Genomic DNA, 14,726 nt, shown 5'->3' with positions numbered 1-14,726 from the left:
CCCCACCCCCTCCACACCGTGAACGGGAGCCCCCACATGAACCGTGTCTCGCGCACCTTCTCGGCCGCCGTCGGCCTCGCCCTCGCGGCCGGCCTGGCCGTCCTGCCCACCACGGCCACCGCCGCCCCCGCCGCGCCCACCCAGGGCTACACGGCCGGTGCGGCCGTCGCCGGCTCGGCCACCGAGGACGCCGGCAACAAGGCGTTCTACGAGGCCGTCATGAAGTCCGCCCGGGCCAAGCAGGCCGCCAACCCGTACCTGCTGGCCGTCACCGTGACCTACGACGCCAGCAGCGCGCCGACCTTCCGCAACCAGATAGCCCAGAGCGCGCAGATCTGGAACAGCTCGGTCGCCAACGTGCAGCTGCGGTCGGGTTCGGCCGCCGACTTCCGCTACTACGAGGGCAACGACTCCCGCGGCTCGTACGCCAGCACCGACGGCCACGGGCGCGGCTACATCTTCCTCGACTACGCGCAGAACCGTCAGTACAGCTCGCTGCGGGTCGTCGCGCACGAGACCGGGCACGTGCTCGGCCTGCCCGACCACTACTCGGGCCCGTGCAGCGAGCTGATGTCCGGCGGCGGCCCCGGCACCTCCTGCACCAACCCGAACCCGAACAGCGCCGAGCGCAGCCGGGTCAACACCCTGTGGCGGAACGGCCTGGCGGGCTGATCCGCACCGCACCGCACCGGACGGCCCGGCCGCTGGACCCCAGCGGCCGGGCCGGTCCGTGCGCGTGCCCGCCCATGACGGCGAACCCGAGCAGGGCCGGCGGTGGGCGCCCCACCGTGCCACCGCCGCGCCCGCTCGCGCCGGTACACCGCTCGCGCCGGTACCGGTACACCGGGACGGCGGGCGCCACGTGCCGGGACCTGTCGGTGCCGCGTGCGAGCATGCGGGCGACAGCCGTCCGCCGCCGACCGCGAGGTGCCATCGCCATGCCGAAGCCCGCCCCCGACCGCCTGGAAGACCTCCCGTACGCCGACCTGCTGCACCCGCACACCGGGCCGCTGCGCAGCGACGCGCGCTACGACACCGTCCACTTCGACGGCGGCGAGTACACGGACCAGTCGGCCGCCGGCGCGACCTTCCTGGAGTGCGCCTTCACCGCGGTCTCGCTGAGCGGCGTCAAGCTGCGGCAGGCCCGGTTCAACGAGGTCTGGGTGCAGGCCGGCCGCTGGGTGGCCTGCGACCTCTCCGACGGCGAGTGGCAGGACGCCACCGTCTCCGGCGGTGTCCTGGCCGGCGTCACCGCGCACGGCTCGGCGCTGCGCCGGGTGGTGTTCCGCGGCTGCAAGCTGGAGGCGGTGAACCTGCGCGCCGCCGTCCTGCGCGACGTCGTCTTCGAGGACTGCCTGCTGCGCGACGTGGACTTCGGTGACGCGCGGCTCACCGACGTCGCCTTCCCCGGCTCCACCCTGGAGGAGGTCCGGCTGCGCGGCGCGACCCTCGGCAAGGTGGACCTGCGCGGCGCCGCCGCCCTGGGCCTGCCCGACGGCCACCAGGGCCTGCGCGGCGCGCTGATCAGCTCGATGCAACTGATGGAGCTGGCCCCCCAGTTCGCCCAGGCCCTGGGCATCACCGTGAAGGACGGCTGAGTCGGGACCGGAGCCGGACCGGGAGCCGCTCAGAGCATCGGGGTCGCGGAGGGCGGGGCGGTGATCTCCGGGGCGCCGCCCGGCTCGCTGTACCGGGCCTCGATGCCCTGTCCGTCCGGACCCGCGGAGAGGGAGAGGGCGAGTCGGACGAGCTCGTGCCGCTCGTTGATCCAGAAGTCGGCCGTGCAGGTCGCACCGGGCGGCGGCAGGTAGTCGGCGAGTCCGTCGAAGAGGCCGTGCCCGGCCGCGCCGCTCCGCCTCGGGAGCGGCACCGAGCTGTGGAAGCGCCTCGCCGGGGCGCCCGCCACGTCCTCCGTGCCTCGTTCGGTGACATCTCCGCGGTCGGCGGCCCGTCGCAGTTCCGCCGCCGGGTCGGCGACCCGTTCGGTCGCGAGGGTCGAGAGGTGCACCGGCGCCGGGCCGTTCCCGTCCAGGAGCATGACGCTCCAGTCCTCGGCCCCGTCGGTCGCGAAGGAGAAGGAGAGGGCGCCGCCGACGATGCGGGTGATGCCCCCGGGTGCGGGTCGGGCCGTACCGGCGTTCAGCTCCCGGTCGTTCGGTGACGGCGGGGAGAACAGTCCGCCAATCCTGACTCCGCACTCTGGTGGGGCCGTTCGGGGCGGGTGGAGGATGCTGCGCGATCGAGTCGGCCTGACTTGTGTGAACAACATCGCCAGTGAAGGGACGGGCTGGGCTGATGGCCGAGCTGAGCCGTAGGAAGTTCGTGACACTGTCCGGCGCCGCCGCCGCGGGGCTCGCCGTGGCCGGAGCCGGTACCACCGGGGCCGGGGCGGCGCCCGCGGCCGACGCGCCCGCGGGCACGTCCGCCGCCGTGCCCGCCGCCGCACGCTCGGCGGCGCTGTCGCAGACCGGCACCCTCGCCGACGCGCGGCACATCGTCATCCTGATGCAGGAGAACCGCAGCTTCGACCACTACTTCGGCACCCTTCGCGGGGTGCGCGGCTTCGCCGACCGCTCCGCGATCCAGATCGCCGGCGGCTACTCCGTCTTCAACCAGCCCAACGGCCTCGGCCGCCAGTACCCGTGGCAGTTCAGCCTCACCAAGCCGGCCGGCGGCGCCGACCCGCAGCGCCTCGCCCAGTGCAACGGCGACCTCGCCCACGGCTGGAGCGACCAGCACAGGGCCTGGAACGGCGGCAAGCTGGACTCCTGGGTCGCCGCCAAGGGCAACGTCCGCACGCTGGGCTTCCTGACCCGCCAGGACATCCCGTTCCACTACGCGCTCGCCGAGAACTGGACCATCTGCGACGCCTACTTCTGCTCGGTGCTGAGCGCCACCGGACCCAACCGCACCTACCACTGGTCCGGCCAGATCGACCCGGCCGGCGCCGCGGGCGGCCCGGCGTACGACGGCGGCGACGAGAAGGGCCTGCGCTGGCAGACCTACGCCGAGGCGCTGGAGAACGCCGGCGTCAGCTGGAAGGTCTACCAGAACGCCGCCGACAACTACGGCGACAACGCGTTGGGCTACTTCACCCAGTTCACCTCCGCACCGGCCGGCAGCCCGCTCGCCGTCAAGGGCATGGGCTCCGTCCCCAAGGTCACCGGGCGCACGCCGGACGACATCGTCGCCGCGCTCAGGGCCGACGTGGTGGCGGGCACCCTCCCGCAGGTCTCGTGGATCGTCCCCAACCAGGAGGTCTCCGAGCACCCGTACGCCACCCCGGCCGACGGCGCGCACTTCGTCCACAACGTGATCGACGCGCTCAACGCGAACCCGGACGTCCTCGACTCCAGCGTGCTGTTCCTCAACTACGACGAGAACGACGGCTTCTTCGACCACGTCCCGCCGCCCGCCGCCCCGGCCGACACCCCGGGCGAGTTCCTCAAGGGCACCAACATCGGCCTCGGCTTCCGCGTCCCGCTGATCGCCGTCTCGCCGTGGACCCGCGGCGGCTGGGTCTCCTCCGAGGTCTTCGACCACACCTCGGTCCTGCGGTTCCTGGAGAAGTGGACCGCCGCCATCGGCCGGCCCGCCGCGTGCGTCAACATCAGCGACTGGCGGCGGCGCGTCTGCGGCGACCTCACCGGCGTCTTCGACTTCGCCAACCCGGTCTACGGACTGCCCGCCCTGCCCGCCACCGGGACGATCGGGATGTCCAGCTGCGGCCCGCTGCCCAACCCGGCGCCGGTCGACAACAAGCTGCCCGCCCAGGAGCCCGGCACGCGTCCCGCCCGCGCCCTGCCGTACCAGCCCAACGCCAACCTGGACCGGCTGGAGTTCGGCTCCGGCGGGGTGATGAAGGTCTGGATCGCGATGGCCAACCAGGGCGCCGCGGCCACCAGGTCCGCGCACTTCGCCGCCTACGCCAACGCCTACCGCAGCGGCGGGCCCTGGCAGTACACCGTGGACGCGGGCGGCGGCACCAGCGACTTCTTCAACTGCGGCACCGGCTTCGGCGGCGGCCCGTACGACCTGAGCGTGGTCGGCCCCAACCGCTTCCTGCGGCGCTTCAAGGGGGACGCGACGAAGGCGGGCAAGAACGCCGCGGTGACCGCCTCGTACGCGGTCGAGCCCGGAACGGGGAAGCTCGCGCTGTACTTCAAGCTGGCCAACTCCGGCAGCACGCCGCTGGTCTTCACCGTCACGTCGAACAACTACCGGACGGACGGCCCCTGGACGTACCGGGTGCCGGCCGGCGGCAGCGTCACCGACTTCTTCAACGCCGTGGCGTACGGCAACGGCTGGTACGACTTCACGGTCACGGTGGACGCGGACGGCAGCTGGTCCCAGCGCTTCACCGGCCACCTGGAGAGCGGCGCGCCCAGCGTCAGCGGCTGACGACGGCAGCGGAGCCCACCACCCGCGGCCCGGGTGGTGGGCTCCGCCGGCCTGCGAGGTGCGTCAGACCGTGCCGAACTCCCCGGCCCGCACGGCGGAGACGAAGGCCCGCCACGCCTCGGCCGGGAAGGTGAGGGCCGGGCCGTCGGGGTTCTTGCTGTCCCGCACCGGAACCCGGCCGGGGAACCCGTCCGCCACCTCCACGCACTGCCCTTCCTGGGCGCTGTAGGTGCTCTTGCGCCATGCGACGCGTGTCAGGTCAACCATGCTCAAAACCCCTCCGAACTCGCCGGATGAACTCTCGACTCGCTGCCCGGGACAACGCCTCGACCTGCAGTTGATCGTACTCGCCGGCCCATTCCGCCAAGGGGTCTGAGTCCCGCTGGAGGAAGCCCCGCCCCTGGATTTCGCCATACCCCACGCTGACCCTGTTCGGCATGGTCAGCAAGGTGATGGGATGTGCGAACGGCCGGTCCTCCCCAAGGGAGAACGGGCTGACCTGGATGATGAACTGAGGCTGTTCGGCCAGTTCCTCCAGGTGCAGGAGCTGAGCCGTCATGATCTCGTGGCCCCCGATCGGCCGGCGCAGGCAGCCCTCGTCTATGACCGCGTGGACCCGGGGTGCCGGGTGCCGGTGGAGACGATGCTGCCGGTGCAGCAGCATCGTCAACCGCTCCTCGGCCTGTTGCTGGGTCGCCCGCCCTCGGCGAACCCGCGCTTCCTGGTAGGCCCGCGCGTAGTCCGGGGTCTGGAGGAGGCTGGGAACGATGTTGATCTCGAACAGTCGCAGTGCCACGGCATCGGCCTCGCTGCGCAGGTAGTCGCCGAATCCCTCGAACAGGACGCGTCGGCCCCCGTTGCGCCACTCCCGTTCGAACCGCTCCGGGGTCTCGAAGGTCGTATCAAGTCTTCGTGCGAATCGCTCGGTTGGAGGTTTGCGGCCAGTTTCGACGGCTGACACGTGGACGGCTGAGTATCCGGTGAGTGCCGCCAGGTGCTGCTGAGTCCAGTTTCGCGCCTCTCGCAACTCACGAACGTGTGCGCCGAACTTGGCCGCGGGCGAGGAATTCGGATCAAGTTCCTTGCGATTCATGATCTTTGGCCTCTTCCTTCATCCGAGAAAAGTTGAAGATGCCGATGACTGTAAACCACAGTTGGCAGCCCTGGGTAGTCATTGCACTACGGAACGGAGCTGCTGCCGTGATTCGGAAGAAGGCCCCCGTCGGGGCGCCCTACCGTCCTCGGGTCGGCGAACTCGTCGAGGACGTGACGACGGGTCATCGCGTCGTCTACATGGACACACAGGGCGGGTTCGCCTACGTGCGGCCGGTCGGCGGCGGGGTCGAGCGCGCGCTCGACCCCGCCGCGATCCGGCCCCTCCCGGACGGGCCGACCCTGGCCGTCCACGTCGTTCCCGCCGCGCCCCGTGGTCGCCTCGGTGCCGCCGGGGGTGTCGTTTGAACCGCCAACCATCCGCCGGTGCAAGGGCCTTGGCCGCAGGTGTCATCGGTGTGCTCGGTGGGCGCGTGGCGGCCGCCGCCACGCGCCCGCTTCCCGTGCCGTTGAGGCTCGCCGCACTGGCGGCGTGCCTGGCGGTGCTCGCCGCCGTGCTGGTGGCCGCCCACGAGTACGGCGGGCGGCCGCGCGGACGAGGCCGCCGGCGATGACCGGCCGCCCCGCCTGTCCCGCACCGGACTGCGGCGTGCCGGTCGATCTGCTCGACGACGCCAACACGGCCGGGCGGACGTGGAACTGCCCGCGGTGCGCCCGCTGGGGCGTCGCGTGGTCCCCGGCCTACCTGGCGGACCAGCCCTTCGAGGAGCCCCTGGTCGTCCTCGGCCGCAGGCCCTGGTGCCGGGAGCCGGGTGGACCGTGACGCACTTCAGGCCGCGCTTCAGGCGTACAGGCCCCGGGGGAACCACGGGTCGTGGACCTCCCGGGGACCGTCCGGGGTCAGCAGGGTCACCGCCGGCGGCGCGGCCGCGTACTCGGCCAGCAGCACCGCGCCGTGCCGGGTCTCCAGCTCCGCCTGGACCGGCACCCGCAGCCGGCTCAGGGCCCGCCGCAGCTGCAGCGCGTCCCGCCGGCTCACCGGCTGCGGGGCGCGCAGCACCAGCCGCAGCGGGCTCAGCGGCCCGGCGACCGGTTCGCCGCTGCCCAGCTCGTAGCCGACCGCGCCGATCGGCCCCCACGCCAGCCGGTGGTCCGCGACCAGCTGTCCGGCCTGCGTCAGCACCGCGAGCGCCGGAACCGCCGCGAGCCGCTCCGGCGCCAGCAGCCCGATCCGGCCCGGCAGCTGCTCGGGGCGCAGCGTACGGGCCACCGCCGCCCGGGGCGCCAGCGCGTCCAGCCGCTGTCCGCGTTCCGGGCCGCGCACCGTCACCGGCAGCCAGGCCCCGGGCGCGGCGGACGCGTCCCGGGTGCAGCGCACCGGGTACGGGGTGTCCACCGGCGGGCCCGCCACGACGGGCGCCCGCCCGACGGTCACCCAGGGGTGGGCCCGCAGCACCTGCCGCGCCCATGCGGGCAGCCCGCCGCCGCCGAGCGGGCGCAGCGAGCCGGGGCACTGCACCAGCAGCAGGTCGTGGACGCCGGGCAGCCTCCCGGCCAGCGCGGCCAGCGGTCCGACCAGCCGGCGCGGCCCGCCGTGCAGCTCCTCGCTCGGACGGTGGACACCGGTGTGGGCGGCGACGGTCACGGCGGGCTCCTGGGGTGGGATCGGGACCGGCTGACGGGTCCCACCCTTCTCCCGGGCCGCCGTCCCGGCTACGGCCTTTCGGCGCTACCACCCGGGACCAAGGGCTCAACCGCGCCGTCGCCGTCCGGGCCCCGCCGTTCCGGGCCCCGCCGTTCCGGCGCCCGGCGCCCCGCGCTCCCGCACCGGATGCGGGCGCCGCGTGCCGGTGTGAGAGTGGGGAGAGCCCGGAAGTCGTCCGGAGGAGGAGTCATGGGCATCTTCGACAGGTTCCGCCACAAGGGGCACGACGCCGCCGAGGAGGCCAGATCCTCGCTGGGCGGGGGCCACGAGCAGGACGGCACCGCGATGACGGAGTCCGCCCGGCGCGCCGCGCTCGCCCACGACGAGGCCGCCGACGCGTTCGGTCCGGAGACCGAGCGGGTGCGCGAGGCCCGGGAGTCGGTCACGATCACCGAACGCGAGGCCGAGGAGCGGGCCCGCGAGGACATGACGGCCGAGGGCGATCCCTGGGACTGACCCCGCCCGCCCGGCCGCCGTCCCCTCCGCCACCGCCCCACGCCTCCCGCCCGATCGCCGTCCCCCGACCGCCGCCCGCCGCTGCCGCCCCTCACCGATCCCGGGGCGGCAGCGGCGGGCGGCGCAGGTCCGGCCGGGGCGTGTCGGCGGGCGGCGGCACGGCGGCCGGCGCGTCGTCCAGCAGTTCCAGCGCCAGCCGCACCGCCGTGACCAGCTCGGGGTGGCGGCCGGAGGCCCAGTCCCGGGGGGCGCGCAGCACGTGCACGTCCGGTTCGACGCCGTGGTTCTCCACCGACCAGCCGAGCCCGCCGGTGAACCAGGAGGCGTTCTTCGGCACCGAGATCTGCGTCCCGTCGCCGAGCGTGTGCCGTCCGGTCATGCCGACCACGCCGCCCCAGGTCCGGTTGCCGACCACGGGGCCGAGCCCGAGCAGCCTGATCGCCGCGATGATGACGTCGCCGTCCGAGCTGGTGGCCTCGTCGGCGAGTGCCACCACGGGGCCGCGCGGAGCGTCGCGCGGCCACCGGACGGGTTCCCGGCCCCGGCTGAAGTCCCAGGCCAGCACCCGGCGGGTGAGTTTCTCCAGGACGAGTTCCGAGACGTTGCCGCCGGCGTTCCCGCGGACGTCGAGGACGACCGCGGGCTTGTCGAGTTCCCGCCGCAGGTCGCGGTTGAACTGGGCCCAGCCGGAGCCGCCGAGGTCGGGGATGTGCAGGTAGCCGCACCGGCTGTCGCTGAACTCGCGGACCAGGGCGCGCCGTTTGGCCACCCAGTCCTGGTAGCGGACGGGTCGCTCGTCGGTGAGCGGGGTGACGGTGATCCGCCGTACCGTCCGGCCCGTCCCGCCCGCGCCGCCGGCCGCGCCCGCGCCGCCAGCCGCGCCCTCCCGACCGCCCCCGCCGCGCACCGTCAGCTCCACGATCGTCCCGCCGGTGCCGGCGAGCAGCGGGAGCGGCCCGCGCACCGGGTCGACGGGGCGCCCGGCGACGGCGAGCAGCTCGTCGCCGTCGTGGACGCCCTGGGCGGCGAGCGGGGCGCGGGCGCGCGGGTCGGAGGACTCGCCGGGGAGGATGCGGTCGAGCAGCCACCGCCCGTCGGGGGAGCGGTGGGCGTTGGCGCCGAGCAGGCCGAGCGGCTGCTGGGCGAGGGCGGGGCCCTCGCCGCGCCGGGAGGGGGTGACGTAGGCGTGCGAGGTGCCGAGTTCGCCGAGGAGTTCGCGCAGCAGGTCGGCGAAGTCGTCGGGGCCGGCGATCCGGTCCAGCAGCGGCTCGTACTGGGCGACCAGGGCGGGCCAGTCCAGCCCGGACATGCCGGCGTCCCAGAACTGGTCGCGGACGATCCGGGCGGCCTCCGCGTAGGACTGCCGCCACTCGGCGGGCGGCCGCACGGTGTGGGTGATCCGGCGCAGGTCGACGCTGGTGGCGGCGCTGGGGGCGGTGACCGGGAGGATCCGCAGGGTGCCGGCCGAGTAGACGGCGACGGAACCGCCGTCCCCGGAGACCGCGTAGCCGTCGAGCTTGTCGGCGAGGGTGCTGCGGGTGCCGCGGGTCAGGTCGAAGTACTCCAGGGAGGGGCGGCCGGAGGTGTCGTCGGGGTTGGTGAAGGTCTGCCCGAGGGTGCCGGAGATCGGCCAGCGCAGCCAGAGCAGCCCGCCCCTGACGCTGTCGGTGGCCGAGTACTTGGAGGCGAGCACGGGGAAGGGGAGCAGCCGCTCGCCGATGCCCCCGGGGTCGACGTGCACGGTGCCGTCGCCGCCGCCGTCGCCGCGCGGGGCGCCGTCCTCGGCGGGGGCGGCGAACGGGGAGGGCGTGTCGGCGGCGAGCGGGACGAGGTAGGGGCGGCAGCCGAGCGGGAAGGAGAGGTCGCCGGTGTGCACGTCGTGCACCGGGTCGAAGCCGCGCCAGGAGAGGAAGGCCAGGTAGCGGCCGTCCCGGGTGAAGACCGGCTGCTCGTCCTCGAAGCGGCCGTCGGTGACGTCGGTGACGGGTGCGGGCGCGTCGGTGCGGGTGAGCCGGATGCGGCGCAGCGAGCGGCCGGCGGCCGGCTGGGACCAGGCGATCCAGTGCGAGTCGGGGGAGAACCGGGCGCCGGCGACCGGGCCGTGGTCGGAGGCGGCGAGTTCGCGGACGGTGCCGTCGGCGGTGGTGAGCAGCAGCAGCCGCCCGTCGGAGGCGACGGCGGCCAGGCGGGCGCCGTCGGGGGAGGCGGTGAGCTCCAGGACGCGGCCGAGCAGGCCGGTGGCGAGGACCCGGTGGCCGCGCTGTCCGGGGGCCTGTTCGTGGCCGGGCAGCGGCATGACCTCGACCGCGTCCTCGCCGAGGGCGTCGGTGATCCAGGCGGCCTCGCCGGTGTGCCCGAGGACGACCGGCAGCCGGGTGCGTACGCCGGGGGTGTCGGCGAGCGCCCGGGCCGGGCCGTCGCGGTGGGTGAGCCAGTACTGGCTGCCGCGGACGGTGATCACCCCGGCCCGGCCGGTCTGGTCGCAGGCGAGGTCCTTGACGTGCGAGGCGGCGGTGACCTGGTAGGGGCGCCGGCCGGCCCGGGCGCCGCCGAGCGGGACGCGCAGCCGGCGCGGGGCGGGGGCGTCCAGGTTGTCCAGCAGCCAGAGGTCGCCGGCGTGCTGGTAGACGATCCGGGTGCCGTCGGTGGCGGCCTCGCGGGCGTAGTAGGAGGCGTGGTCGGTGTGCCGGCGAAGGTCGGTGCCGTCGGGGCGGCAGGAGTAGAGGTTGCCGATGCCCTCGTGGTCGGAGAGGAAGGCGATCCGGTCGCCGTCGGCGGAGGTGACGGGCATCGGTGAGGCGAGGTGGCCGGGGTGGTCCTCCAGGATGCGCTCGCCGTCGACCCAGAGCCGCCCGGTGGCGCCGCCGCGGTAGCGCTTCCAGGCGGCGGGTTCGTGCGGGGCGGCGCCGGTGAGCAGCACGGTGCGGGCGGGGCCGACCTGGGCGTCGCCGACCGGTCCCCAGGGCATCCGGCGGCCGGGGCCGCCGTCGGCGGGCAGGGCGTGCGCCCAGGTGTAGTGGCCGAAGGGTTCGTGGTACGAGGTGACGGCGAGCAGTTCGCCGTCCGGCAGCCAGCCGCGCAGCCGGGTGTCCTGGCTGCCCCAGTGGCTGAGCCGGCGGGCCTCGCCGCCGTCGGCGGGGGCGGTCCAGATCTCGGGGGCCGGGCTGTGCCAGCCGGTCCAGGCGAGGGTGGTGCCGTCGGGGGAGAGGCGGGGGTGGCTGACCCGGGTGCGGTCGCAGGTGACCCGCCAGGCCCGGCCGGTGGCGGCGCCGTCGCCGGCCAGGGGCGCGAGCCAGACGTCGTCCTCGGCGGTGAACGCCAGCAGGTCCCCGCGCAGGTGGGGGTAGCGGAGGTAACCGGTCGGCGTCACCCCTCCATGCTTCGACGGGGTGTCACGGACGGCAACCGGGGGAGCCTCGGGGGAGCTCCGCGGAGGTCCCCGACCGAGGCCGGAACCGGTCTGGACCATTGACACCGTACCGCCGTATCCACTTCAGTGGTCTAGTCCAACTCGTATGCCTGGCCGCGCCGTTCCCCCACCGTCCGCGCGCGCCCCGGCCTGCCCCGGACGTCCCCCACACCCGCGCCTCCGCAAGGAGTCCCCCGCATGCGCAGATCACCCGTGCCCGCCGTGCCCGCCGCCCGTCGCCGCCCGCGCACGCTGCTGGCCGCCGGCACCGCCTCCGCCGTCGCCGCCGCCACCATGGTCGGCCTCGCCCTGGGCCTCGCGCCCTCCGCCTCCGCCGGCGAGTTCCTCGCCAACGGCGGGTTCGAGAGCGGCTCCCTCGGCCCCTGGAGCTGCTCCGCGTCCGCCGGCAGCGTCGTCACCGGCCAGTCCCACGGCGGCGGCTACGCCCTGGCGGCGGCCGCCTCGTCGAGCGACACGGCCCGCTGCGCGCAGACCGTCACGGTCGCGCCCGGCACCACCTACACGCTCAGCGCGTACCTGAAGGGCTCGTACGTCTACCTCGGCGTGGACGGCGGCACCTCCACCTGGACGCCCGGCACCGGCGGCGCGTACCAGAAGCTCAGCGTCAGCTTCACCACCGGCGCCACCCAGACCAGCGCCACCGTCTACACCCACGGCTGGTACGGCCAGGGCACGTACTACGCCGACGACGTCTCGCTGGACGGCCCCGGCGCGCCGCCCAGCCCGACCGCGACGCCCACCGTCACGCCGACCGTCACCCCCACCGTGACGCCGACCGTGACGCCCACCGTCACCCCGACGGTGACGCCCACCGTGACGCCCACCGTCACCCCCACCTCGCCGCCGCCCGGCGGCAAGGCCCTGGTCGGCTACCTGCACGCCAGCTTCGCCAACGGCGCCGGGTACACCAAGGTCGCCGACGTCCCGGACTCCTGGGACTTCATCAACCTCTCCTTCGGCGAACCGACCTCCGTCACCTCCGGCGACATCCGGTTCAACCGCTGCCCGGTCACCGAGTGCCCGACCGTCGAGTCCGACGCCGACTTCAAGGCCGCCATCGCCGCGAAGCGCGCCAAGGGCAAGAAGGTGCTGATCTCGATCGGCGGCCAGAACGGCCAGGTCCAGCTGACCACCACGGCCGCCCGGGACGCCTTCGTCAGCTCCGTCTCGGCGATCATCGACAAGTGGGGCCTGGACGGCCTGGACATCGACTTCGAGGGCCACTCGCTGTCGCTGCAGACCGGCGACACCGACTTCAAGAACCCGACCAGCCCGGTCGTCGTCAACCTGATCTCCGCGATCAGGACGCTGAAGGCCAAGTACGGACCGAACTTCGTCCTGACCATGGCGCCGGAGACGTTCTTCGTCCAGCTCGGCTACCAGTACTACGGCTCCGGCCCCTGGGGCGGCCAGGACCCGCGCGCCGGCGCCTACCTGCCGGTGATCCACGCCCTGCGCGACGACCTCACCCTGCTGCACGTCCAGGACTACAACTCCGGCTCCATCATGGGCCTGGACAACCAGTACCACTCGATGGGCGGCGCCGACTTCCACGTCGCGATGACCGACCTGCTGCTCAAGGGCTTCCCGGTGGCGGGCAACGCGAACAACGTCTTCCCGCCGCTGCCGGCCTCCAAGGTCGCCATCGGCATGCCGGCCACCACCAACGCGGGCAACGGCTACGTCGCCCCCGCCGAGGTCAACAAGGCGCTGGACTGCCTCACCAAGCTCACCAACTGCGGCAGCTACGTCCCGAGGGCCGGCGCCCAGCCGGGCCTGCGCGGCCTGATGACCTGGTCGATCAACTGGGACCAGTTCGGCGGCCGGGAGTTCTCGAAGAACTTCGACTCCTACTTCCGCCGCTGACCGGACGGCCGCCGGGCGGCGGCGGGAAGGCCCCCGCCGCCCAGCGGTCCGCCGCACCGCCCGGCGGTCCCTGTGCGGCGCGGTGCCGTCCCACCGCGCCGCTCAGTGGTCCACCCGCACGGCCTCCAGGTACTCCGCGATCGCGTCCCGGTTGCGGGTGAGGCAGCGGATCCGCTCGCTCATGCCGGCCAGCTCCTGCTCCAGGGTGGCGATCATCTCCGGTGTGGCGTCCGGGAAGTGGATGGCCCGGGGCTTGTCCAGGCAGGGCAGGATCTGTTTGATGATCCTGGTCGGCAGCCCCGAGTCGAGCAGCCCCCGGATCTGCAGCACCCGGTCCACGGTCGGCTCGTCGTAGGCGCGGTAGCCGTTGCCGCAGCGGTCGGCCAGGATCAGGCCCTGCTCCTCGTAGTAGCGCAGCAGCCGCCGGGAGGCCCCGGTCCGTTCGGACAGCTCGCCGATCCGCATGTGCCCCACCTCACAGCCGGCCTGATTGACCCTCACATCAGTGTGAGGGTTTGAGCATATCCGCCATGCGGACCATCGACCCACCCGCCGCCGTCGAGCAGCGGAAGCTTCCCCTGCCCGCCCTGCTGGCACTCGCCACCGCCGTCTTCGTCACGGCCCTCACCGAAACCCTGCCCGCGGGCGTCCTGCCCGCCATGAGCGCCGACCTCGGCGTCGGCGAGTCCGCCGCGGGCCAGGCCGTCACCGTCTACGCGATCGGCACGGCCGCCACCGCCGTGCCGCTCACCGCGGCCACCGCCGGCTGGGGGCGCCGCCGCCTGCTGCTCACCGCCATGGCCGGCTTCGCCGTCGCCAACACCGTCACCGCCCTGTCCGACGACTACCCGCTCACCATGGCCGCCCGGTTCGTCGCCGGGGTCGCCGCCGGCCTCGCCTGGGCGCTGCTGGCCGGGTACGCCCGCCGGCTCGCACCGCCCGAGCTCCAGGGCCGGGCCATCGCCATCGCGATGACCGGCGTCCCGCTCGCCCTGTCGCTGGGGGTGCCCGCCGGCACCTTCCTCGGCAAGGTGCTCGACTGGCGGGCCCCGTTCCTGATCATGACCGTGCTGGCCGTCGCCGTGACCGCCTGGATCGCCGCGACCGTCCCCGAACACCCCGGCCTGGCCCGCGCCGAACGGACCCCGGTGCTGCGCGCCCTGGCCGTCCCCGGGGTGACCCCGGTCCTCGCCGTGACCTTCGTCTTCGTCCTCGCGCACACCGTCCTCTACACCTACATCGCCCCCTACCTCGACCGGCGCGGCATGGGCGGCGCCACCGACGCCGTGCTGCTCGCCTTCGGCGTGGCCTCGCTGGTGAGCATCTGGTTCACCGGCGCGAACATCCACCGCCGGCTGCGCGCCCTGACCGTCGCCTCCACCCTGCTGGTCGCCGCCGCGGCCGCCGTCCTCGGCGTGCTGGCCGGCAGCGCCGCCCCGGTCTACGCGGCCGCGGTGCTCTGGGGCCTCGGCTGGGGCGGCGTCCCCACCCTGCTGCAGACCGCCGCCGGCGAGGCGGGCGGCGGCCAGGCGGACGCCGCGCAGGCGATGCTGGTCACCCTCTGGAACGCGGCGATGGCCGGCGGGGGCGTGGCCGGGGGCCTGCTGCTGGACGGGCTCGGCGCGGACTCCTTCCCGTGGGCCGTGCTGCTCCTGCTGCTCCCCGTCCTCGCGGTCGTCCTCGCGGCCCGCACCCACGCCTTCCCGGCGCGCCGGACCGGCGCCCCCTGACCGCCCCGCGCCGCGTCGGCCCGTCCCGGACGGGCCCCGCCGGGCCCCCGGCCCTCCGGACGGGCCCCGCCGGGCCCGGAGCGGC

General features: G+C 74.5%; 15 protein-coding genes. 9 read left to right on the top strand and 6 right to left on the bottom strand.

The window, feature by feature from the left end:
* The first annotated feature begins 36 nt into the window (after window positions 1-36).
* Window positions 37-672 (top strand): snapalysin, encoded by a 636-nt coding sequence (gene snpA, locus OG550_RS13175; RefSeq protein WP_327677170.1) that lies wholly within the window; start codon window positions 37-39, stop codon window positions 670-672.
* 266 nt (window positions 673-938) lie between these two features.
* A complete protein-coding gene (locus OG550_RS13170; protein ID WP_327677168.1) occupies window positions 939-1,598 on the top strand; it encodes a pentapeptide repeat-containing protein in 660 nt (219 codons plus the stop codon).
* A 29-nt stretch (window positions 1,599-1,627) separates the two neighbouring features.
* On the opposite strand, the gene OG550_RS13165 is transcribed toward OG550_RS13170, so the two are convergent.
* On the bottom strand, window positions 1,628-2,038 hold the full coding sequence (locus OG550_RS13165) for a hypothetical protein (protein ID WP_327677166.1): 411 nt from the start codon (window positions 2,036-2,038) through the stop codon (window positions 1,628-1,630).
* Window positions 2,039-2,295: 257 nt separating this feature from the next.
* Here OG550_RS13165 and OG550_RS13160 point away from each other — a divergent pair, with 257 nt between their 5' ends.
* Window positions 2,296-4,401: a phosphocholine-specific phospholipase C gene (locus OG550_RS13160; RefSeq protein ID WP_327677164.1), complete on the top strand. Its 2,106-nt coding sequence runs from the start codon at window positions 2,296-2,298 to the stop codon at window positions 4,399-4,401.
* A 63-nt stretch (window positions 4,402-4,464) separates the two neighbouring features.
* On the opposite strand, the gene OG550_RS13155 is transcribed toward OG550_RS13160, so the two are convergent.
* Together OG550_RS13155 and OG550_RS13150 are read right to left on the bottom strand one after the other, a co-directional pair.
* Complete coding sequence (locus OG550_RS13155) at window positions 4,465-4,668, bottom strand: DUF397 domain-containing protein (protein ID WP_327677162.1); 204 nt, start codon at window positions 4,666-4,668, stop codon at window positions 4,465-4,467.
* Window positions 4,661-5,494 (bottom strand): helix-turn-helix domain-containing protein, encoded by an 834-nt coding sequence (locus tag OG550_RS13150; RefSeq protein ID WP_327677160.1) that lies wholly within the window; start codon window positions 5,492-5,494, stop codon window positions 4,661-4,663. The genes OG550_RS13155 and OG550_RS13150 overlap by 8 nt, the downstream gene beginning before the upstream one ends.
* Before the next feature lie 107 nt (window positions 5,495-5,601).
* Here OG550_RS13150 and OG550_RS13145 point away from each other — a divergent pair, with 107 nt between their 5' ends.
* Genes OG550_RS13145 through OG550_RS13135 form a run of 3 tightly spaced genes read left to right on the top strand, consistent with a single transcriptional unit; the run spans window position 5,602 to window position 6,277 of the window.
* Window positions 5,602-5,862 (top strand): hypothetical protein, encoded by a 261-nt coding sequence (locus OG550_RS13145; RefSeq protein WP_327677158.1) that lies wholly within the window; start codon window positions 5,602-5,604, stop codon window positions 5,860-5,862.
* Between the two features lie 50 nt (window positions 5,863-5,912).
* The gene (locus OG550_RS13140; RefSeq protein WP_327677156.1) at window positions 5,913-6,068 is read left to right on the top strand and encodes a hypothetical protein; all 156 of its coding nucleotides are present in this window, start codon (window positions 5,913-5,915) and stop codon (window positions 6,066-6,068) included.
* A complete protein-coding gene (locus OG550_RS13135) occupies window positions 6,065-6,277 on the top strand; it encodes a hypothetical protein (RefSeq protein ID WP_327677154.1) in 213 nt (70 codons plus the stop codon). The genes OG550_RS13140 and OG550_RS13135 overlap by 4 nt, the downstream gene beginning before the upstream one ends.
* Before the next feature lie 18 nt (window positions 6,278-6,295).
* Here OG550_RS13135 and OG550_RS13130 read toward each other — a convergent pair whose 3' ends face one another.
* Entirely contained in the window at window positions 6,296-7,099 is an 804-nt protein-coding gene (locus tag OG550_RS13130; RefSeq protein ID WP_327677152.1) for a phosphoribosyl-dephospho-CoA transferase MdcG domain-containing protein, read from the bottom strand.
* Window positions 7,100-7,348: 249 nt separating this feature from the next.
* On the opposite strand from OG550_RS13130, the gene OG550_RS13125 reads away from it, so the two are divergent.
* Window positions 7,349-7,615 (top strand): hypothetical protein, encoded by a 267-nt coding sequence (locus OG550_RS13125; RefSeq protein WP_327677150.1) that lies wholly within the window; start codon window positions 7,349-7,351, stop codon window positions 7,613-7,615.
* A 91-nt stretch (window positions 7,616-7,706) separates the two neighbouring features.
* On the opposite strand, the gene OG550_RS13120 is transcribed toward OG550_RS13125, so the two are convergent.
* The gene (locus OG550_RS13120; RefSeq protein ID WP_327677148.1) at window positions 7,707-10,985 is read right to left on the bottom strand and encodes a S41 family peptidase; all 3,279 of its coding nucleotides are present in this window, start codon (window positions 10,983-10,985) and stop codon (window positions 7,707-7,709) included.
* Window positions 10,986-11,222: 237 nt separating this feature from the next.
* On the opposite strand from OG550_RS13120, the gene OG550_RS13115 reads away from it, so the two are divergent.
* Window positions 11,223-12,911: a chitinase gene (locus OG550_RS13115; protein ID WP_442905990.1), complete on the top strand. Its 1,689-nt coding sequence runs from the start codon at window positions 11,223-11,225 to the stop codon at window positions 12,909-12,911.
* Between the two features lie 102 nt (window positions 12,912-13,013).
* Here OG550_RS13115 and OG550_RS13110 read toward each other — a convergent pair whose 3' ends face one another.
* Window positions 13,014-13,376 carry a MerR family transcriptional regulator gene (locus OG550_RS13110; protein ID WP_327677147.1) on the bottom strand — a complete coding sequence of 121 codons (363 nt, stop codon included), beginning with the start codon at window positions 13,374-13,376 and terminating at the stop codon, window positions 13,014-13,016.
* 65 nt (window positions 13,377-13,441) lie between these two features.
* On the opposite strand from OG550_RS13110, the gene OG550_RS13105 reads away from it, so the two are divergent.
* Window positions 13,442-14,641 (top strand): MFS transporter, encoded by a 1,200-nt coding sequence (locus tag OG550_RS13105; protein ID WP_327677145.1) that lies wholly within the window; start codon window positions 13,442-13,444, stop codon window positions 14,639-14,641.
* Window positions 14,642-14,726: the final 85 nt, after the last annotated feature.

Origin of the sequence: Kitasatospora sp. NBC_00458 (assembly GCF_036013975.1) — a bacterium.
GTDB lineage: Bacteria > Actinomycetota > Actinomycetes > Streptomycetales > Streptomycetaceae > Kitasatospora.
Note: the sequence above shows the minus strand (reverse complement) of the source record. Positions and strands in the feature narration are given on the sequence as shown.